Annotated in this window: 19 protein-coding genes and 1 pseudogene; 15 read left to right on the forward strand and 5 right to left on the reverse strand. The window is 51.4% G+C overall.

The genetic code is table 11. The features are described 5' to 3' along the window. Window positions 1–20: 20 nt before the first annotated feature. The 5 genes from C2M17_RS07535 to C2M17_RS07555 all read left to right on the forward strand — a co-directional run bounded on the left by C2M17_RS07535 (window position 21) and on the right by C2M17_RS07555 (window position 5,616). A complete protein-coding gene (locus C2M17_RS07535; RefSeq protein WP_105200214.1) occupies window positions 21–1,454 on the forward strand; it encodes an NAD-dependent succinate-semialdehyde dehydrogenase in 1,434 nt (477 codons plus the stop codon). A 91-nt stretch (window positions 1,455–1,545) separates the two neighbouring features. After that, a complete protein-coding gene (locus C2M17_RS07540; RefSeq protein WP_233997933.1) occupies window positions 1,546–2,433 on the forward strand; it encodes an NTP transferase domain-containing protein in 888 nt (295 codons plus the stop codon). Between the two features lie 22 nt (window positions 2,434–2,455). After that, window positions 2,456–3,574: a phosphotransferase enzyme family protein gene (locus C2M17_RS07545; protein WP_105200215.1), complete on the forward strand. Its 1,119-nt coding sequence runs from the start codon at window positions 2,456–2,458 to the stop codon at window positions 3,572–3,574. A gap of 130 nt (window positions 3,575–3,704) precedes the next feature. Next, window positions 3,705–5,087, forward strand: a complete 1,383-nt coding sequence (locus C2M17_RS07550) for a Gfo/Idh/MocA family protein (RefSeq protein ID WP_105200216.1) — start codon at window positions 3,705–3,707, stop codon at window positions 5,085–5,087. A 289-nt stretch (window positions 5,088–5,376) separates the two neighbouring features. Beyond that, complete coding sequence (locus C2M17_RS07555; RefSeq protein WP_105200217.1) at window positions 5,377–5,616, forward strand: hypothetical protein; 240 nt, start codon at window positions 5,377–5,379, stop codon at window positions 5,614–5,616. Between the two features lie 13 nt (window positions 5,617–5,629). Here C2M17_RS07555 and C2M17_RS07560 read toward each other — a convergent pair whose 3' ends face one another. After that, complete coding sequence (locus C2M17_RS07560) at window positions 5,630–5,890, reverse strand: YfhL family 4Fe-4S dicluster ferredoxin (protein ID WP_105200309.1); 261 nt, start codon at window positions 5,888–5,890, stop codon at window positions 5,630–5,632. A gap of 265 nt (window positions 5,891–6,155) precedes the next feature. On the opposite strand from C2M17_RS07560, the gene C2M17_RS07565 reads away from it, so the two are divergent. Further along, window positions 6,156–7,025: a kinase gene (locus C2M17_RS07565; RefSeq protein ID WP_105200218.1), complete on the forward strand. Its 870-nt coding sequence runs from the start codon at window positions 6,156–6,158 to the stop codon at window positions 7,023–7,025. A 2-nt stretch (window positions 7,026–7,027) separates the two neighbouring features. Here C2M17_RS07565 and trhP read toward each other — a convergent pair whose 3' ends face one another. Beyond that, window positions 7,028–8,380, reverse strand: a complete 1,353-nt coding sequence (trhP, locus tag C2M17_RS07570) for a prephenate-dependent tRNA uridine(34) hydroxylase TrhP (protein WP_199776006.1) — start codon at window positions 8,378–8,380, stop codon at window positions 7,028–7,030. A gap of 282 nt (window positions 8,381–8,662) precedes the next feature. On the opposite strand from trhP, the gene ndk reads away from it, so the two are divergent. From ndk to der, 9 genes are all read left to right on the forward strand, one after another. Further along, window positions 8,663–9,094 carry a nucleoside-diphosphate kinase gene (gene ndk, locus C2M17_RS07575; protein ID WP_105200219.1) on the forward strand — a complete coding sequence of 144 codons (432 nt, stop codon included), beginning with the start codon at window positions 8,663–8,665 and terminating at the stop codon, window positions 9,092–9,094. Between the two features lie 168 nt (window positions 9,095–9,262). Further along, on the forward strand, window positions 9,263–10,393 hold the full coding sequence (locus C2M17_RS07580; RefSeq protein WP_105200220.1) for a bifunctional tRNA (adenosine(37)-C2)-methyltransferase TrmG/ribosomal RNA large subunit methyltransferase RlmN: 1,131 nt from the start codon (window positions 9,263–9,265) through the stop codon (window positions 10,391–10,393). Window positions 10,394–10,485: 92 nt separating this feature from the next. Then, window positions 10,486–12,603 (forward strand): type IV pilus biogenesis/stability protein PilW, encoded by a 2,118-nt coding sequence (pilW, locus tag C2M17_RS07585; protein ID WP_105200221.1) that lies wholly within the window; start codon window positions 10,486–10,488, stop codon window positions 12,601–12,603. After that, window positions 12,600–13,541, forward strand: coding sequence for a RodZ domain-containing protein (locus tag C2M17_RS07590; protein ID WP_105200222.1), 942 nt, complete (start codon window positions 12,600–12,602; stop codon window positions 13,539–13,541). Before pilW ends, C2M17_RS07590 begins: the two co-directional genes overlap by 4 nt. Before the next feature lie 5 nt (window positions 13,542–13,546). Then, window positions 13,547–14,665 carry a flavodoxin-dependent (E)-4-hydroxy-3-methylbut-2-enyl-diphosphate synthase gene (ispG, locus tag C2M17_RS07595; RefSeq protein WP_105200223.1) on the forward strand — a complete coding sequence of 373 codons (1,119 nt, stop codon included), beginning with the start codon at window positions 13,547–13,549 and terminating at the stop codon, window positions 14,663–14,665. A gap of 110 nt (window positions 14,666–14,775) precedes the next feature. Beyond that, entirely contained in the window at window positions 14,776–16,050 is a 1,275-nt protein-coding gene (gene hisS, locus C2M17_RS07600; RefSeq protein ID WP_105200224.1) for a histidine--tRNA ligase, read from the forward strand. 21 nt (window positions 16,051–16,071) lie between these two features. Continuing rightward, window positions 16,072–16,707, forward strand: a complete 636-nt coding sequence (locus C2M17_RS07605; protein WP_105200225.1) for a YfgM family protein — start codon at window positions 16,072–16,074, stop codon at window positions 16,705–16,707. Window positions 16,708–16,718: 11 nt separating this feature from the next. Continuing rightward, complete coding sequence (gene bamB, locus C2M17_RS07610) at window positions 16,719–17,891, forward strand: outer membrane protein assembly factor BamB (RefSeq protein WP_105200226.1); 1,173 nt, start codon at window positions 16,719–16,721, stop codon at window positions 17,889–17,891. An 89-nt stretch (window positions 17,892–17,980) separates the two neighbouring features. Next, window positions 17,981–19,456, forward strand: coding sequence for a ribosome biogenesis GTPase Der (der, locus tag C2M17_RS07615; RefSeq protein WP_105200227.1), 1,476 nt, complete (start codon window positions 17,981–17,983; stop codon window positions 19,454–19,456). Between the two features lie 72 nt (window positions 19,457–19,528). Here der and C2M17_RS07620 read toward each other — a convergent pair whose 3' ends face one another. The 3 genes and pseudogenes from C2M17_RS07620 to C2M17_RS16210 form a co-directional block, all read right to left on the reverse strand. Further along, window positions 19,529–19,786, reverse strand: coding sequence for a hypothetical protein (locus C2M17_RS07620; protein WP_158683993.1), 258 nt, complete (start codon window positions 19,784–19,786; stop codon window positions 19,529–19,531). 98 nt (window positions 19,787–19,884) lie between these two features. Continuing rightward, a pseudogene (locus tag C2M17_RS16205) lies at window positions 19,885–20,127 on the reverse strand (glycosyltransferase family 25 protein); the annotation flags it as partial. Beyond that, on the reverse strand, window positions 20,123–20,413 hold the full coding sequence (locus tag C2M17_RS16210; protein WP_105200230.1) for a glycosyltransferase family 25 protein: 291 nt from the start codon (window positions 20,411–20,413) through the stop codon (window positions 20,123–20,125). The gene C2M17_RS16210 and the pseudogene C2M17_RS16205, both read right to left, overlap by 5 nt. Window positions 20,414–20,420 lie beyond the last annotated feature (7 nt).

A 20,420-nucleotide genomic window follows, 5' to 3' on the forward strand; every position in this document is an offset into this window, starting at 1 on the left:
TTTTTTATTGGGAGACTTATATGAGTACGGCCTTGTTATTTACCCAGTCCTTTATCGATGGCCAGTGGCTAGAGGGAGAGGGGGAGTTTGATGTATTTAATCCCGCCGATAACAGTGTTTTGACCAGCGTATCCCGGGTAACAGCGGCTCAAGTCGAGCAAGCCATTGGTGCCGCCGAGCGGGCCTTTAGCAGTTTAAAAAATACCAGTTGTGAGCATCGTGCCCAGGTGCTTGAGCGTTGGTATGACTTGGTGATCGCTAACCAGCAGGCACTGGCCGAGCTGATGACCAAGGAGCATGGCAAGCCCTTGGCGGAAGCGCTTGGGGAGGTTAAATATGGGGCCGACTATATAAAATGGTATGCCGAGCAGGCCAGGCGAAGCTATGGTGAGCTTATTCCCGCCAGCAATGACAAGCATAGAATTTCGGTTATTAAGCAAGGCGTGGGCGTGGTGGCCGGCATCACTCCGTGGAATTTTCCTATCGCCATGATCACCCGCAAGGTGGCACCGGCTTATGCCGCCGGGTGCAGCTTTATTTTAAAACCCTCCGAGCATACGCCTTTATCTGCCTTGGCCCTGGCGCACTTAGCCCATGAAGCCGGCTTCGAACCGGGCGCTTTTAATGTGCTGCTGAGCGATCGCGCCAAGGAAGTGGGAGAGCAGCTCTGTGCTTCAGAGGTGGTGCGCAAATTCACCTTTACCGGCTCCACCGCCGTGGGCAGGCAATTACTGGCCCAGTGTGCCCCAACGATAAAACGCACCTCCATGGAGCTTGGCGGTAACGCACCCCTGCTGGTGTTTGCCAGCGCCGATCTGGATAAGGCTGCCGATGGCATTATTGCCAGCAAATTTCGCAATGCCGGACAAACCTGTGTCTGTGTAAACCGAGTCTTGGTGGATGAGAGCGTCGCTGAGGACTTAACCGTCAAACTGGCCGAACGAGTCCAGGCCTTAAGGGTGGGTGATGGCTTTAGTGCCGGGGTGGATATTGGTCCCTTGATTTACCCTGCCGCCAAAGACAAGGTGTTGCAACTGGTAGAAGACGCGCTTGAACAAGGTGCCAAACAGGTTAACCAGGCTGCTTCCTTAGACGGTAACTATGTGGCGCCGCTGTTGCTTACCAATGTAAATGCCGAGATGCGCATCAGTCAGGAAGAGATCTTTGGTCCCGTGCTTACCGTCGCCACCTTTAGCGATGAGGCCGAGGCGATTACTCAGGCCAATGCCGTTCCTTATGGTTTGGCGGCTTATTTTTACAGTCAGGACATAAGCCAGATTTACCGTGTCGGCGAGGCGCTGGAATACGGTATGGTGGGGATCAACGAAGGGCTTATTTCCAACCCGGTCGCCCCCTTTGGCGGCGTAAAGCAATCGGGCCTGGGACGCGAAGGCGGCCATCAGGGACTGGACGAGTATCTGGAAGAAAAGTACCTGTGCTTAAATATCGGTTAGCGGCATTTAAACGGGTATGCTAACCCAGATATTTGCAGTGCCGGGACGCTAGTCGTTACACTCTCATTTTTGCAGTAATGGATAAGTGCTTGTGAATCCTCATATTAGTTTGGTCGTGTTGGCGGGCGGATTAGGCAGTCGTTTTGGCGGCGCCAAGCAAATCGCCCCGCTGCCTGGAGTCAATCGCACCATAATGGAATTGAGCATTGAAGATGCCTATCACGCCGGTATTCGCCATCTGGTGCTGGTGATCAACGCTGCCGTGCGCGCTTATATTGAGCAAGAGATATTGCCTAAGCTGCCCGCCGATCTGGAAGTCACCCTGGTTGAGCAGCGCCTTGAAGATGTTCCCGCCGAGTACGCACAGCGTGCAGCACAGCGGCAAAAGCCCTGGGGCACGGGTCATGCACTGTTATGCGCGAAAGAGGCGGTTATCGACAAGGCCATAGTGATCACCGCCGATGATTATTACGGCAGCCAGGCCTATAAACAACTGGTGCAACACTTTAAGCGCAGCAGCAACTGGGCCTGTGTGCCCTATCCACTGCAACAAACCTTGTCGGAGCAAGGAGGAGTTAATCGCGGTATTTGTGCCCTTAATGAGCTGCAGCAACTCGTGCGTGTGGATGAAGTGCTCAATATCCAATACCAGGAAGATGGCACCTTAGTTGGCCTCAACGACAAGGGACAGGCGAGAGCTTTGGCTTCGGATGTCCTTGCGTCCATGACCTTTTGGGGGATAGACAAGCGACTCTTTACGATTTTGGCAGAAAACTTTGCTGACTTCCTTGGTCACCATGACAAGGGCAACGCAAAGGAGTATTATCTTCCCGATCAAATCCAATACGGCATTGACCAGCACTTAGCTGTGGTCGAGGTATACGCCGCCAAGCAGGCTTGGATGGGGATGACCTATAAAGATGAATTGCCCCTACTGGCTCGGAATATCGCCGCGCTTAAGGGATTAAGCCATAAGTAACGGGGCTGCCAAACATACACCTATGAATACAGATTATTATGCGCAGCTGTTAGCGCAGCAATACGGCTTTGCGCCACCACTGAGCTTAAAGGCCATAGGCAACGGCCATATCAATACCACCATGTTGTTAGGACATCGCGATGGCAGTGTGGTGGTACAGAAACTCAATACCCAAGTCTTTCCTGAGCCCGAAAAACTAGTCGCCAATGCCCGTAAAATTGAGCAGCACCTGATGCAAAAACATCAGGCAAGCCAGTATGATCTTGAAGTGATCAAGCATGTGCCCACCCTGGAGGGGAGCTATTTGCCGAGCATTGATGGTGAGTATTGGCGGGCCCTGGAATTTATCGGTAACAGCCGCAGTGAAGAGGTGGTGCAGTCGCCCTTGCAGGCTCAGGTTGCTGCCAGTGCCTTTGGTCGCTTTGCCGCCGCGCTGCAGGATTTCGACGCGGAGTCCTTGTATCCGGTGATCAAGGATTTTCATAATCTCGCCATGCGCATGGACATGCTGGAGCAGGCTGTGCAAGCCGATAAACTCGGTCGTGTTAAGGACGTACAGCAGCAGTTGGATTTTTGTCGCGAGCAAGCTTTCCTAATAGATGAAGTGGTGACGGTTACTGCGCAAATACCTTTGCGTCCTTGTCATAACGACACCAAAATCAACAATATGCTGTTTAGCGACAAGCAGTGTGCGTCAGAGCCAAAGGCTGCGCCTGCGGCAGCGCCCGCGGCTGCACCCGCGGCCAAAGCGGTGATCGATCTGGACACCTGCATGCCCGGTTATTGGTTATTCGATTTTGGCGACATGGTGCGCACCTTCTGCTCGCCGGAAGAAGAAGACAGTATTAACCTGGCGAATGTGCGGGTGCGTGAAGAAATCTTTGCCGCCCTGGTTAAGGGCTACATTGAGCCTTTAAAGGCGCACATTACCGCCGAGGAAAAGGCCAGCTTCTGGCTTGGCGCCAGGGTGATGCCCTTTATGATCGGGGTGCGTTTTCTTACCGACTATATCGACGGCGACCATTATTTCAGCATTAAGCATGGCCGCCATAATCTCGACAGAGCCAATAATCAGTTTGCCCTGTATCGCAGCGTACTGGCGCAACAAGAAAGGCTTAAGTCGCTGATTGATAATGCTTAAACTACAGACCCAGCAAATAGCTGGGTTTTTTATCGCTTTCATTTGCCATTAATCTCGTTCCTTTTGCCTGCCTTGGTGCTTTACGCTAGCTTGCTAGAAAAGCCTGGAAAGGCAAGACTGAGGAACGAGCATGAAACAATTCAACAGACGCGATTTTTTAAAGGCGGCGGGAGCGGTGGCCGGTGCCGCCGCAACGGCGTCGATGGCGGGCTGCGCCGGAACTGCCGCTGGTACTGCGGCTACACCAAAGGCTCAGGGCCAGTCGGTGATCGGATTAATCGCCCCAAAAATGGATGTGGTGCGGGTCGGCTTTATCGGTGTGGGTCAGCGTGGCTATGGCCATGTAAAACGCATGAGCTACATTGAGGGCGCCGAAATCAAAGCCATTTGTGATACTCACCAAGAGGTGCTGGATCGCGCCGTAGACTTCCTGGTTAAAGAAGGCAAGGAAAAACCCACCGCCTACGGTGACAGCGAGCTGGCCTATAAAGACATGTTGGCCCGCGATGATATAGACATAGTGATTATTTCCACGCCCTGGCGCTGGCATGCGCCCATGGCCATCGACACCATGAACAGTGGCAAGCACGCCTTTGTCGAGGTGCCACTGGCGCTGACGGTTGAAGAAATGTGGGAGATAGTCGACACCGCCGAGCGCACCCAGAAAAACTGCATGATGATGGAAAACGTCAACTACGGCCGTGACGAATTGATGGTATTGAACATGGTGCGCCAGGGTGTCTTCGGCGAGTTACTTCACGGTGAGGCGGCCTATATTCATGAGCTGCGCTGGCAGATGAAAGAAATCGAGCACAAGACAGGCTCGTGGCGTACCGCCTGGCATACGCGCCGTGATGGCAACCTTTACCCCACGCACGGTTTGGGCCCGGTTTCCCAGTATATGAATATCAACCGGGGTGATCGTTTTGATTACCTCACCTCCATGAGCTCGCCTGCTCTGGGCCGTGCCGCCTACGCTCAGCGTGAATTCCCGGCGGAGCACGGGCGTAATCAACTTAAGTATATTGCCGGGGACATGAATACCACGCTGATCAAAACCGTTAACGGCCGCAGTATCATGGTGCAACACGATACCACCACGCCGCGCCCCTATAGTCGTCACAACCTGATCCAGGGCACCAATGGAGTTTTCGCCGGTTTCCCCAATCGTATTGCCTTGGAGCATGGCGGCAACAAGAGTTTCCACGAATGGGAATACGATATGCAGCCCTGGTACGATAAATATGATCACCCCTTGTGGCAGAAAATGGGCGCTGAAGCCGAGCGCAATGGTGGTCACGGCGGTATGGATTTCTTGATGTTCTGGCGCATGATCTATTGCCTGCGCAATGCTGAGCCTTTGGATCAGGATGTCTATGACGGCGCCGCCTGGTCGGTGATTTCGCCACTGTCGGCGCAATCGGTAGCCAATCGCAGTGAGTCCATCACTATTCCAGACTTTACCCGCGGTGCCTGGCGCAGCGCCACACCCCTGGGCATAGTCGGCGCATAACACAGCCCTAGATGTAGGCCGACTTTGTAGGTCGGTCTTTTAGGCCGACAAAAATGCCCTTCTGTAGCAATGTCGGCACAGCGCGCCGACCCACAAAATCATATTTCTAGATGGATGACGATAAGTGTCCGGCCTTGGACACAGAGTTGTCCGGTCGCGGACGCTATTTGTATGGTGAAAATAGAATACTATGTACAGGTTGTTGAATTTTATGGTTATTTTATTTTGGCACGGTCGTTGAAAGTAACTAAGGGACATTTACTTACTAGCTTGAACCAAGGATACCATTATGAAATACCTACATGCAGCCATAGTTTCCGGTCTACTGTTAATGAGTTCACTGACCCATGCCAATACCCTGGTGCAGGAAGTGGAGCAGGCCATTAAGCAGACCACGCAAGAGGCGTTGGCCCAGTTAGTGGCGGCGCAGAAAAAGGCCATACAAGACTCGCTCACCCAGATGTTGTTGCAGCCAACGAAGGCGCTGCCGAGTGACAAACAAACTGATGTAACGCCTGCCAAGGATTAATCCATGCGGGTGGTTAGTTGGGCTCGTCGCCTTGTGTTAGCTGTACATACTTATCGGCGAGCTCAGCGAGTGTTTCCTTATGCTCGGGGTCGGGCTTGATACAGTCGATAGGGCATACGCTCACACAGGTTGGGTTATCATAATGGCCGACGCATTCGGTGCATTTACTCGGCTCTATTTGATAAATCTCCGCACCCATATAAATGGCACCATTTGGGCACTCGGGTTCGCACATATCGCAGTTAATGCATTTGTCGTTGATCAGTAATGCCATTTTTTTACCCCATAAACGCAGGTGCGCGATGGTACATAAAATTCCCCTGTGACTCACTAGCCAAGGTGAGGCTAATTCGCCTTGTTTTGATCTAAAACAAAAAATGCTTGAGGTGTAAATGTCGCTCGGTTGGGCTTCTTGTTGCACCAAACTGGTGCCACTCTTCAAGGTGGAGTAAATAAGCCACTGTTTTATAATGTACTTATATGTTGGCCCAGGGTATGCACTGAGGCTAGACAGGGTAACAAAAGGGCAGAGCGCTAAGATGGATACAGCGGCATTTTTATCTCGTCATAAACTGACAGCTCAGTATGGGGCACAGATCACGGACTATTTTGCGCCCTTGGCGCAGCAAATTAGTGCCACCAAAAAGCCAAGGGCAGCACTGTTTGTGACTATCAACGGCGCGCAAGGCTCGGGCAAAAGCACTCTGGCGGATTATCTCGCCTGCCACCTGCGGGAAGAAGGCGGACTTAATGTCTGCGCCTGCTCCTTGGATGACTTTTACTACTCCCAGGCGCAGCGTTATGAATTGGCGCAGCAGGTGCATCCCTTATTGGTGACCCGGGGCGTGCCCGGAACACATGATATCGCCCGCTTGCATAAGCTGGTGGACGCTGTGCGTGAGGGGCAAGCACCGCTGAGCGTGCCACGCTTCAATAAAGCGATGGACGAGCCCTGTGACCCCGGGGAGTGGCAGCACTTCTCGCGCCCCATCGACGTGCTTATTATTGAAGGCTGGTGTGTGGGCACACCAGCGCAAAGCGAAGAAGCCTTGCTGGTGCCCATTAATGCCCTTGAGCAAGAGCAAGATGCGGATGGCCGCTGGCGGCGCTATGTGAATACTTGCCTGGCACAGCATTATCAGCCGGTATTTGCCGATGCCGATATCAGTATAATGTTGAAGGCGCCAAGCTTCGATGCGGTGCTGGCCTGGCGCTGGCAGCAGGAGCAAAAACTGATTGCCCGCGTCGGTCATACGGCCCACACCATGAGTAAGACGCAAGTCGCTGATTTTATAAGCTACTTTGAGCGCCTTACCCGTCATGCCTTAACTCAGTTACCACACCGCACTCAGGTGGTGCTGGAACTGGATTTAGAGCGCCGTATTACCGCCTATCACAATGCCTTGTAGTCTCACCCTTGGGTAGGGAAGGGGTTACGAGTGTCCTGACCCGGCGCTAGGTTGCGCAGCAGGATGGCTTTATCCAGGTCCAGATCTTCCGGCAATGGAATACGAACTATATGCCCCGAGCCCTTAGCATCGTCTATGCTTTCGCCCTTTTTATTTTCCATATGCTCAAGGTTAAAGTTGATATTGCCCTGTGGCGTCATCAGCTCTAACGAATGGCCGGTACAGAATTTGTTTTTCACATCGATTTCCACCAGGCCATTGTTGGTGCGTCCTAACACTTCACCGACAAACTGCTGCGAGTCGGAGACCGAATGGCCATAGTCATAATTTTGGTAGTCCTGATGTGCATGGCGCTTTAAGAAGCCTTCGGTATAGCCACGGTGTGCCAGATGCTCCAGGCTCTTCATCAGTGTCGGGTCGAAGGGCTTGCCGGCCACCGCATCGTCGATGGCGCGACGATAAACCTGAGCGGTGCGTGCCACGTAATAGAAGGATTTGGTGCGGCCTTCTATCTTCAAGCTGTGCACACCCATACGCGTCAGCGCATCCACATATTGCACCGCGCGCAGGTCCTTGGAATTCATGATGTAGGTGCCGTGCTCGTCTTCGAATGCAGGCATGTATTCCCCCGGACGACCCTGCTCTTCGAGCATAAAGACTTCCTTGGTTGGCTCACCCAGGCCCAGGGTCGGATCGATCTTGTGCACCAGGTCACCGGTTTCTGTTTCTTCGCCGGGTTTGACATCATAGCTCCAGCGACAGGCGTTGGTGCAGGTGCCTTGGTTCGGGTCGCGCTTGTTGATATAACCGCTGAGCAGGCAACGCCCAGAATAGGCCATACACAGGGCGCCGTGCACAAACACTTCTAACTCGGTGTTAGGGCAAAGCTCGCGGATTTCACCGATTTCTTCCAGTGACAATTCCCGGGATAAAATAACCCGCTCTATGCCTTGCTTAGCCCAGAACAGCACGCTGGCATAGTTCACCGCATTGGCCTGCACGCTCAAATGAATGGGCATATCCGGCCATTTTTCTTTTACCAGCATGATCAGACCCGGATCGGACATGATCAGCGCATCCGGTTTCATGGCAATAACCGGCTCGATATCACGCAAATAGGTTTTTACCTTGGCATTATGCGGAGCGATGTTAGACACCACGTAAAGCTTTTTATTTTGCGCATGGGCTTCGTTGATACCCAGCTCTAAGTTGGCGAGATTAAATTCGTTGTTGCGCACCCGTAAACTGTATCTGGGTTGTCCGGCATAAACTGCATCGGCGCCATAAGCAAAGGCGTAGCGCATGTTTTTTAAGCTGCCCGCCGGGCTAAGTAATTCAGGAGTAAAGATAGACATGGTTAATTCCTTGGCTGAGTCCGAGTCAACTGAGGTAAAAAATAGCGGCGGATTCTAGCGCGTGTGCCCGCTGAGGATTTTGATTTGGATCAGGGTTTGGGTGAGCTGGTGGAGCTGCATCCGGTCTATGGCCCGGGTTCCGTGAGGCCCATTAGTCAAAGCGTCACAAAAATTTGTTAGTCTTGCCCGGGTCACAATGTAGTAGGATTTTCATGCTAAAGCGCGTATAATTCGCGCCCGGTAAAGTTTAACACTTAAATTTAACGTTATTTGGAGCAACACATGGCTTTAGAGCGCACTTTCTCTATCGTTAAGCCTGATGCGGTAGCTAAAAACCACATCGGTGCAATCTACAACCGTTTCGAGTCTGCTGGTCTTAAGATCGTAGCATCTAAAATGGTTCACCTTTCACAAGAGCAAGCTGAAGGCTTCTACGCTGAGCACAAAGAGCGTCCTTTCTTTGGTGCCCTTGTTTCTTTCATGACTTCTGGCCCAGTAATGGTTCAGGTTCTTGAAGGTGAAGATGCAGTACGTAAAAACCGCGAAATCATGGGTGCTACTAACCCAGCTGAAGCGGCTGCTGGTACTCTACGTGCTGACTATGCTGACAGCATCGACGAGAACGCGGTACACGGTTCAGACGCTCCTGAGTCTGCTGCTCGCGAAATCGCTTACTTCTTCGCTGAAGAAGAAATCTGCCCACGTACTCGTTAATTTCGAGTTGTAAGCAGAACCAGGGAAGGGCCTTCAGGCCCTTTTCTTGTCTCATGCAATTCCTTAGTTTATTTGCTCTGCGCTGAGTGAACTAAGAAATTGCTATAATGGTTAAATTGTGTACAATTGCCGTCTTCGTTTTATCCGTCACCTGATAGAGGTTTATTCATGGCCACGACTGAGAAAAAAATCAATTTACTCGATTTTAATCGCCAAGGTATGCGCGACTATTTTGCATCCATTGGTGAAAAGCCGTTTCGTGCCGATCAGGTGATGAAGTGGATCTATCATTTCGGCATCGATAACTTCGAAGAAATGAGCAATCTGAATAAGAAGCTGAAGGCTCGCCTGCAAGCCGAATGTGAAATTCGTGCGCCGGAGATCACGGTTAAACAACCTTCTAGCGACGGTACTATCAAGTACGCACTTATCCTTGATGGTGGCCAGGAAGTAGAAACCGTGTGGATCCCGGAAAAAGACCGCGCTACCTTGTGTGTGTCTTCTCAGGTTGGCTGTGCCCTTGAATGTACCTTCTGCTCGACCGCGCAGCAGGGCTTTAACCGTAACCTTAAGGTGTCGGAAATCATAGGTCAGGTGTGGCGTGTGGCCAAAGATATCGGCCTGCATGGCGATAGCACCCGTCGTCCTATTACCAATGTGGTCATGATGGGCATGGGTGAGCCTTTGCTAAACCTTAAAAACGTCGTGCCTGCGATGGAACTGATGATGGACGATTGGGCCTTTGGCCTGTCGAAACGTCGCGTTACCCTAAGTACCTCTGGCGTGGTGCCGGCCCTTGATTTGCTTAAAGAGCAAATCGACGTGGCTCTGGCTATTTCTTTGCACGCACCGAACAATCCATTGCGTGACGAGTTGGTACCAATTAACAAGAAGTACCCGATCGAAGAGTTCCTGGCCGCTTGTCGTCGTTATATCGACGGGTCTAAAGCGAATAAGGAAGTGACGGTAGAATACGTGATGCTGCAGGAAGTAAACGATAGCACGGATCATGCCCATGAGTTGGTGCAAACCCTAAAAGGCACGCCTTCTAAGGTGAACTTGATCCCATTCAACCCCTTCCCGGGCAATGAATATGGTCGTTCCAGCAACTCACGCATCGACCGTTTCTCCAAGGTACTGCAAGCCGCCGGCATCACCACCATAGTCAGACGTACCCGAGGCGATGATATCGATGCCGCTTGTGGTCAGCTGGTGGGTGATGTAGTCGATAGAACCAAGCGACTGGCCAAACGCCAGGAGCGAGAAAAGAACGCAATCGCGGTAAATGTCTCTCAGTAACATAAAAATAAGCCCTTTTTTCAAATAATTGATGAAACAAAAGGGCTTTTCAGTAATGATAGGTGAAATAACGGAATAAACGAGGCTAAGCCATGCGCAAGCTGTTAGTGACCAGTATAAGCTTACTCGCCCTTGGTGGGTGTGTAACCGAAAGTACATATGTGGGCAGTGACAAGCCCGTTGTTGAAAAGAAAATCAATAACGTAGAAGCCGCCCGCACCCGAATCTCCCTTGCCTTAAATTACCTTTCCCAAGGCGATAGCACGCAAGCCAAATATAACCTAGAACGTGCTGCTAAATTCGCCCCGGAACTGCCAGAGGTACATTACTCCATTGCTTATTACTACCAGCAGGTTGGTGAGAAGCAACGAGCCAAAGACGCTTATGAAAAGGCACTCAGTCTAGAGCCGAACGATCCTAACACCCTAAACAACTACGGGGTGTTTTTATGTGATATCGGTGAGTATGATCTAGCGGTCGATAAGTTTATGGCTGCCATTGAGGTTCCGAGTTACCTGCGCGTAGCGGAAAGTTATGAAAACCTGGCGCTGTGCGCGCTGGAATTTGATAAGTTTGATGCTGCCGAAACCTTCTTAGAAGACTCCCTGCAGCACAGCTCGTTACGCCCATCAAGCCTAATCAACCTGGCTGCGGTAAAGTATGCTAAAAGTGACTTTTATAATGCTCAGCAGGTGTTAAATCGCTACCAGCGCACCGGTCGTATCTCGTCACGTTCCCTTTTACTTGGTTACTTGATCCATGACCGTATGGGTCATATTGAAGATGCCCGTAAGTTGGCCGAAACCATTACCGTCACTTACCCCTCGTCGATAGAAGCGCGCATTATTCGCGAACAGCGCTACAGCGCCAGTGAATTTGAACAATTGCGTGAACAGTACCGTCGTCACAAGCTCACCGAGCTGCAAGACAGCATGGAAGGCAATCAAATCGTTGCCAAACCTAAGATTAAGGTTGTGAAGAAAAAGACCGGTGCTGAATCAGAAGCCAGTGCTGAGGTCTTAACTGCGGCCGCACCAGCGGCAGAATTTGTTGAGACCTCGGTTGCGACCGTAGCAGCCAAGACAGCTGTGGAAGTGGCTGCCGAAGCAGTAGACACAGTGGCGGAGCAAATTGATGTTAAGGCGGAAGTTGAGCCTTCAGCCGAGCCTTCAGCCGAGCCTTCGGCAGAGCCTTCAGCCGAGTCAGCAGTTGAGCTTTCTGCCGAGACAGTCGAGACGGCAACCGACACCATGCTTGAAACAGCGGATGAACTGGGAGAAGAAGCTTCGGCCGAAGCTATCGCCGTCGAGAATCAGGCCAGCGAACAAATGGCTGCTGTTGAAACGGCAACCGAGCAAACAACTGAAGCGGCCAATGACTTAGCATCTGAGCTTACGGCATCGGCTAAGAGTGCAGAGCAAGAGCTGGTATCTGAGGTTAAGTCTTCGACTGAGCTGTCAGCCGAGCCGTCAACCAAGCCTTCGGCAGTGCCTAATGCCGAAGCCGCGACGAAATCTCTAGACGCAGCAAAGAGCAAGGCTGAAGAAAAAGCTAAAGCAGAGCCTTCGACTGAGACCTCGAATGAGTCCTCGACTGAGTCTTCGACCCAGAAGCCTGACGAATCTAGCGTTACTACCCTGGCCGAGCAAAAGGATCAATTACAGTCAGAATTGGCGCGTGAGTTTGCTTCCTTGCAGTTGGCTGCGGATGTAACTGCAGAAGATAAGCCGGAGGCTGAGGATGTGACCGAGCAGCTTGCTGCTAACAGTGCACAGCTTGAAGAAGTCGCTGAATCTCAGGATCAGGTCGAAGATGTAAGCCCTGCAGCCGAGGTGGTGACGCCAAAGGCCAAGGTGGTTGAGCAAATGGCCATTGCCAATACTGCGGGTAAAAAAGAAATCCCTTTCCATGTGATGCAAAAGGGTGAAAACCTGTTTAATGTTTCGACCCGCTATAATATCCGTCTAAGCACCTTACGTAAGTGGAATAACCTCGTCAGTGCCGATCATGTGCAAGTTGGCCGCAAGATTTACTTACAGCAACCGTATAATTATCATACCGTGGCTGAGGGTGATACCTTGTTTGAAATTTCCAGGAAATACAATGTGCGCATGGAAAAGCTTTTGGAGTGGAACCAGATTGAAGAAAACAGCAAATTGGTTCCGGGCGATAAAGTATATATAGCAGATCCTAAGAATTATCGATTATGAGTGACAGTGGTGAAGTAGCACAGCAGGCTGAGGAGGAATCAGCCGCTATTGCCATAGGCAAGCAGTTAGCCGGTGCTAGGGAACAACAAGGGTTAAGCCAGGAGCAACTGGCGCGCAAGCTAAATTTGACGGTGCGCAAGCTCGATGATTTAGAGCAAGGGCGTTTCGCCGGTCTGGGCGCCACTATTTTTGTGCGTGGCTATATCAAGGCTTATTGCAAGGTGCTGGCTTTGGACTCGGCTCCCTTGTTGGCCGCTATTAAGCCAGAGCCTCAGGCACAAGAACAGGCAAGCATGCAGAGCTTCTCGCGACGCACCGAAAAGGAAGCGCACGACAATCGTTTGATGCTTTTCAGTTATGCCATCCTCGCTATTATTCTAGGTTCATCCCTGTTCTGGTGGTGGCAAGACAGTGACGAGCAGGTTGTGGAAACAACGCCCTTGGCCGCGGATATAGTGGCGGCTCCGGCACCAGAGCCTGAACAGCCTGGTCTTATTGATGCGGGCCCTGGGACTTTGCAAGAGTCTGAGCAAGCTCAACAGGTAAATCCGCAACAAGGCGTCGCCGAGTTGCCTGATAAAGTTGATAACCTCCAACCTAACCTGGGTGTAGTGCAAATCGACAAGGGCGAAACTGCCGAAGAAATGCCCCCAGAGGAGGTGCCCCTGGCTAAAGCGCCCCTGGCCGCCGGTGAGCAAAGAGTGATTATGCGCTTTAGCGGTGAATGCTGGGTTGAAGTGCAGGATGCCAAGGGAAAGCGCTTGGCCTATGACATTAAACAAGCGGGGCAAGAGTTAGAGCTAGTAGGTTTGGCCCCCTTTGCGGTCACCCTGGGCAAGCATGATGTGGTTAGCGTCAGCGTCAATGGGGAAGCCGTGGATATTTCGCATTTTCCACCAAACCGTTTAGCTAAATTTTCATTACCGTTAACAGAGTAAGTAGTATGTTTTCAGAGTCACCAATCAAGCGCCGCAAGTCTACGCGTATTTATGTTGGCGATGTGCCGATTGGCGATGGTGCGCCCATTGCCGTGCAATCCATGACCAATACCGACACCATGGATGTCGATGCCACGGTGAAGCAAATTCAGGATATCGCCCAGGCTGGTGCCGATATCGTGCGAGTGTCCGTACCCACCATGGCGGCCGCTGAAGCATTTAAAAGCATAAAAGAGCAGGTCGATATTCCCCTGGTCACAGATATTCACTTCGACTACCGCATTGCCCTGAAAGTGGCGGAATATGGCGCCGATTGTTTGCGCATTAACCCGGGTAATATCGGCAGCGAAGACAGGATCCGTGCCGTGGTTGATGCCGCCGGCGCGCGCAATATTCCTATCCGTATCGGTGTCAACGGTGGCTCCTTAGAGCGTGACTTGCAGGAAAAATATGGTGAGCCAACGCCCGAGGCGCTGTTGGAATCGGCCATGCGTCACGTGGAAATTCTCCAGCGTCTTAACTTCGACCAGTTTAAGGTATCGGTTAAGGCCTCCGACGTATTCCTAGCGGTAGGCGCCTATCGCCTGCTGGCTAAAGAGATAGATCAACCTCTGCACCTGGGCATTACCGAAGCCGGCGGTTTCCGCTCCGGTTCGGTGAAATCCGCGGTGGGTCTTGGCATGTTATTGGCCGAGGGCATTGGCGATACCTTACGCGTATCCCTTGCCGCCGATCCTGTGCAAGAGATCAAAGTGGGTTTCGATATCCTAAAATCCCTGCGTATTCGTTCGCGCGGCATTAACTTTATTGCCTGCCCGAGCTGCTCTCGTCAGGAGTTTGATGTGGTCAGCACCATGAACCAGCTGGAAGAGCGTTTGGAAGATGTGATCACACCAATGACGGTGTCGGTGATCGGTTGTGTTGTGAATGGCCCAGGCGAAGCCCTGGTCAGCGATATCGGCCTGGCCGGTGCCAACCGTCGTTCTGGCTTGTATATCAATGGTGAGCGTCAAAAGACCCGCATCGACAACGATCATATCGTTGAGCAGCTGGAGCAGCACGTGCGCGAATACCTTGCCAAGCAGGAACAACAGCAGCCAATTGACATTAAATTAGTTGATTAAGGCCGGCGCCGGTACTTGGTGGTAGCGGCGCAATCAGGCTATAATAGCGCGCTTTATCGACGCGTTTTCACGGGCTCAGCGCAGCCTACAACAGAATTTTGGGATTATCAGTGGCAAAACAAATTCAAGCAGTTCGCGGCATGAACGACACCCTTCCGGGCGACACCCAAGTATGGCAAAAAGTGGAAGACACTTTGCGTCAGTGTGTGGCTTCATTTGGTTATCAAGAAATCCGTTTCCCCATTGTTGAGTCAACCGACCTGTTTAAGCGTTCTATCGGTGAAGTAACCGATATCGTTGAAAAAGAAATGTATACCTTTGAGGATCGCAACGGCGACAGCCTGACATTGCGCCCAGAGGGTACGGCCGTGTGTGTACGTGCCGGTAACGAAAATGGCCTGCTGTACAACCAGGAACAGCGCCTTTGGTATATGGGCCCCATGTTCCGTCACGAACGTCCGCAAAAAGGCCGCTACCGTCAGTTCCACCAGTTCGGTCTGGAAGTGTTTGGTATTGCCAGCGCCGATATTGATGCCGAAGTGATCATGTTGACGGCGCAGCTGTGGCAGCAATTCGGTATTAGCGAGCATGTGCGCCTGGAGCTGAACTCATTAGGTTCAAACGAAGCGCGCGCCGCCTACCGTGATGCCTTGGTGGCCTATCTTGAGCTGCATGAAGACAAGCTGGATGAAGACTCCAAGCGTCGTATGCACTCAAATCCGCTGCGCGTTTTGGACAGCAAAAATCCGGACGTACAAGCCATCCTGGTAGATGCGCCTAAGCTGTCCGAGCACCTGGATGAAGAATCACGTGCTCATTTTGCTAATTTGTGTGAACGATTAGACGCTGCGGGTATCGAATACCAGGTTAACGAAAAGTTGGTTCGTGGTCTGGATTATTATAACCGTACCGTGTTTGAATGGGTCACCGAGAGCCTGGGCGCTCAGGGTACCGTTTGTGCCGGTGGTCGTTACGACGGTCTGGTTGAGCAACTAGGCGGCAAGGCCACCCCTGCAGTTGGTTTTGCCATGGGTATGGAGCGCTTGGTGTTGCTACTTCAGGCTCTTGACTGTGTTGGCGAAATACGCCGCAACGCCGATGTGTATGTAGCGGCCATGGGTGAGCAGGCCAGCATTCAAGCCCCTGTGATCGCCTCTAAGCTGCGCGCCGACGTACCTGGCTTACGTGTCTTGGTACATGCCGGTGGCGGCAACTTTAAGAAACAATTAAAACGTGCTGATAAAAGCGGTGCCGAAGTGGCACTGATTTTAGGCGAAGATGAACTCAACCAAGGTGTGGTAACTGTGAAATACCTACGCGAAGAAAAACCACAGTTAACATTGGCCTTGGATGAAATTACCCAGCTGTTGGCTGACATGATTTAGACCCAAGTCTAAGAGGTAATGATGGAAATTTATTCAACAGAAGAACAACAAGCAGAAGCGATTAAAGGCTTTTTTAAAGAACACGGCGTATCAATCGCCCTTGGTATCGTTATCGGCCTGGGTGGCTTGTACGGCTGGAAAGCCTATAACCAGCACCAGATCACCAGCGCCGAAGCAGCTTCGGATGCATTTAATCAGGTAGCACAAAGCACAGAAGTTGAAGGTGCCGATGTGATCGCGCAAAGCGAAACCCTGATGCAGCAGCATGAAGGTTCAAGCTACGCCGTATTGGCCGCCTTTGTTGCCGCCAAAGAAGCGGTAGATGCGCAGCAACTTGATGTAGCCGCAGAGAAACTGACCTGGGCACAACAACATGCACCGACTAAAGAGCTTAAAGCCATTGCCACCACGCGTTTAGCGCGAGTGCAATTGGCACAGCAAAACTATGATGCTGCCTTAGCAACCCTGGGCACCGAGTTACCGGCAAGCTATGAAGCCGCTGTTGCCGAATTAAAAGGTGATATATACCTGGCTCAAGGCGATAAAGAGCAGGCTCGCATCGCTTATCAAAGCGCGGCGGATAAAGGTGGCTTAGAAAGCAACCCGCTATTGCAAGTTAAATTGGACGATTTGGCAGCGCAAACGCCAGCTGCGTAGGGAGCGGGTTGATGAAAAAGGTTACTCTTGCAGGGATTGCCTTATGTATGGCGACCTTGGCGGGTTGTTCGTCGAACGACGAAGAAGAGTTGGTATTACCGGAAATTAATAACCAGTTCGAAACCCAGGTAGTGTGGCAAGAAACGGTAGGCGATGGCGTTGAGCATTATTTCTCACGTTTGCAGCCAGCCTTTTATAAAGACAGAGTATTTGTGGCCGCGCGCAACGGTGAGGTTGAAGCCTTATCTTTAGCCGATGGCGATACCCTGTGGCAAACGGATGTGCGTGACGACTCAGGCTTCTGGCCTTGGTCAAGCGAAGAAAGCGCTAAGCTTTCCGGCGGTATTCTGCAGGCTTACGGCAAGATCTTTATCGGTTCTGAACATGGTCAGGTGGTGGCGCTGGATCGCGAAACAGGTGAGTTGATTTGGCGTAAAAGCGTACCCGGTGAGGCGCTATCCCGCCCAGCAGCTGGCGACGGTTTAATCTATGTAAACCTGGGTTCAGGCCGCTTGTTAGCCTTGCACCCGGATACTGGTGAAGAGCGCTGGCGCTATGAGCAAGAAGTGCCGCCGCTAACACTGCGTGGTTTAAGCTCACCAACGGTTGCCAATGGTGGTGTGCTGGTAGGTGAAGAAACCGGTAAATTGACCGTGTTAATCGCCGACAGTGGCTTTGCCGCCTGGCAAGCCGAAGTGGCGCAGCCTAAAGGTGCCTCAGAGTTTGAGCGTTTGGTTGATGTTGATACCGAGCCAAAGGTCAGTGGCGCCATGGTTTATACCCTGGCCTACAATGGTAACCTGGCGGCGGTGGATATCCGCTCCGGCAACGTGGTATGGAAACGTGAATACAGCAGCTATCGCGAATTCAGCATTGTTGGCGACACCATTTATGTGGTCGACAGCGACGGTGTTATCTATGCTTTGGATAAGAGCTCGGGCATTGAACGCTGGTCGCAAGCGGCTTTACGCGGTTGGTATATTACCGGCCCTGCGGTATTAGGCAACTACCTGGCAGTAGGCGACCAAGAAGGTAACCTGCACTGGATTGACCGCAATAGCGGTGAGTTGGTAGCGCGTCATGAATTTGATGACTCGGGCTTTTATGTTGAGCCTATCCTTGCCGATGACCGCTTGATTGTTATCACTCGCGACGGTGAAGTCAGCGCCATTAAAGCGCAATAATTTAGTTAATTAGGCTATGTCCTAAGATAGGCTTCGCCTTAGGCCAGATGGCTACGGCGGAGCTTTTTTGTTATTTGAAGAGGTACATTATGCTTCCTGTGATCGCCTTAGTTGGGCGACCTAATGTCGGTAAATCGACATTGTTCAACCGCTTAACTCGCACCCGCGACGCACTTGTTGCGGACTTCCCGGGCCTTACTCGTGATCGTAAATACGGCCAGGCGAGCTATGACGGCTTTGACTTTATCGTTGTTGATACCGGCGGTATTGATGGCTCCGAAGAGGGTATCGAAACCGAAATGGCCGAGCAGTCTCTGCTGGCGATCGAAGAAGCGGATGTGGTGCTGTTCCTTGTGGATGCCCGTGCCGGTATGACGGTGGCCGATCAGGCCATTGCCCAGCACCTGCGCAAGCAAGAGAAAAAGGTGTTTGTGGTTGCCAACAAAACTGATGGCATCGACGCCGACTCAAACTGTGCCGAGTTTTATCAACTGGCCATGGGTGAGGTATACCAGATAGCCGCTGCTCATGGTCGTGGTATCACAGGTCTGCTAAACAGCGCCTTACAGCCGGTGATCGAAGAGCTTGCCAAAGAGCGCCAACTGCTGATCGAAGAAGACCCGTTTGCCGCCTATGACGACGAGCATCAGCCTCAGGGCGAAGGCGAAGAAGGTGAGCAGGAAGAGCTTGCCGATAAGGCCATTAAACTCGCTATTATCGGTCGCCCGAACGTGGGTAAATCAACGCTGACCAACCGTATTCTCGGTGAAGAGCGGGTGATAGTGTACGATATGCCGGGCACCACCCGGGACTCTATTTACATCCCTATGACCCGTAACGACCGCGAGTATGTGCTGATCGACACCGCCGGTGTTCGCAAGCGTAAAAAGGTCAGTGATGTGGTCGAGAAGTTCTCGGTGATCAAGACCCTTAAAGCTATTGAAGACGCCAATGTGGTGCTTTTGGTGATCGATGCCCGCACAGGTATTTCGGATCAGGATCTTAGCCTGCTGGGCTTCGCCCTCAATGCCGGCCGTTCTTTGGTATTGGCGGTAAACAAATGGGATGGCCTGGACAGCGATGTGAAGGACCGTATTAAGTCTGAGCTTGACCGTCGTTTAGGCTTTGTTGACTTTGCCCGTATTCACTTTATCTCTGCCTTGCATGGCACCGGGGTAGGCCACCTGTTCGAGTCGGTTGAAGAAGCCTATGACTCGGCCACCAAGCGTATCAGCACCGCCATGTTACGTCGTATCATGGATATGGCTCAGGCCGATCACCAGCCGCCGCTGGTACGTGGTCGCCGCGTTAAGCTCAAATATGCTCACGCCGGTGGTTATAACCCACCACGTATCGTGATCCACGGTAACCAGGTGCACGAGCTGCCGGACAGTTATAAGCGTTACCTGATGAACTATTACCGCAAGGCGCTGAATATTATGGGTACGCCAATTAAGATCGAGTTCCGTGAAGGGGATAACCCTTATGCCGGTCGCAGCAATAAGATGACCCTGTCGCAGCGTCGTCGTATTAGAAAAATTGGCCAGGAGAGCAAGGACAAGTAAGTTCTTCTCCCTGCTGGCAAAAGGCGCTCATTGAGCGCCTTTTTTGTGCAGCTTGAAAAATCGCAGCTAAGTTTATTTGGTAAACTGCTCTAGTACACTAAAGTCCGGTTTGGCCATTAATCGCTGCCATTCAAATCGTGTACGGTGGCGCAATCGTTTGCTGGTGCTGTAGTGCGTTGATTTGCGAGGAGCTAGCTTATCTATCTCACTGTCACAGCCATAAGGAGTAACTAGGTTATTCTTACTGACTAAAATATTCAGATTGTGCAGCCACCAAGATTGAAGGCTAATATCAGCGGGCATATAAAAGCCTTCATACATACAGAGCATCTTTTGCGCGCCAGCTTTCGTTACTAATTGTGCCAATGTTGAGTTAGGCACTTTCTTTGGGTAACACAGGGCATGTTGTTTATCTAACCAAGCTGTTTTTAGAGCTGGCTTGGGCTTTTTGCCATTGTATAGCTTGATAAGGTGCCAATGCGATTTACTGCATACGGGCTTAAGAAAGGAATGAATTGTGGGGTCAGCTCAGCATCGTCCTCTAATAAAAATAAAAAATCAGCATCTGAAAGTAAAAATTTCTGCAGGGCTTTCTTGTGCGACAAAACGCAGGCAATTTCACCATTACTTAAAGGTTTGTAATAAAGCCTTTTGTTTCTCAGTTGATCATATTCTGCTGTGCTGTGCTGTGCTGTGCTGTGCTGTGTCTATTTCCGCACCATCGACCGCTTTTATTATCTCAAAGTCCAAAGCTAACTTGCTTAGGTGTTTGCTTATGCGCTGTCGGCGCTCTGTACAGCGATCAAGATTGATTACATAGGTGGCAATACGCAAATTTGGCTCCTTGCTCGCGCTTTTTATTGAAAAGTTTTGGCTGTTAATTTTTAGTAACAAACGTTGAAGGTTAGTCTCTGTTTTTTGTGATCTTGTGTCAATAAAGGGCTTTGTTCTTGTCATGATAAAG

Source organism: Pseudoalteromonas sp. T1lg10, from assembly GCF_002964545.1.
GTDB lineage: Bacteria > Pseudomonadota > Gammaproteobacteria > Enterobacterales > Alteromonadaceae > Pseudoalteromonas.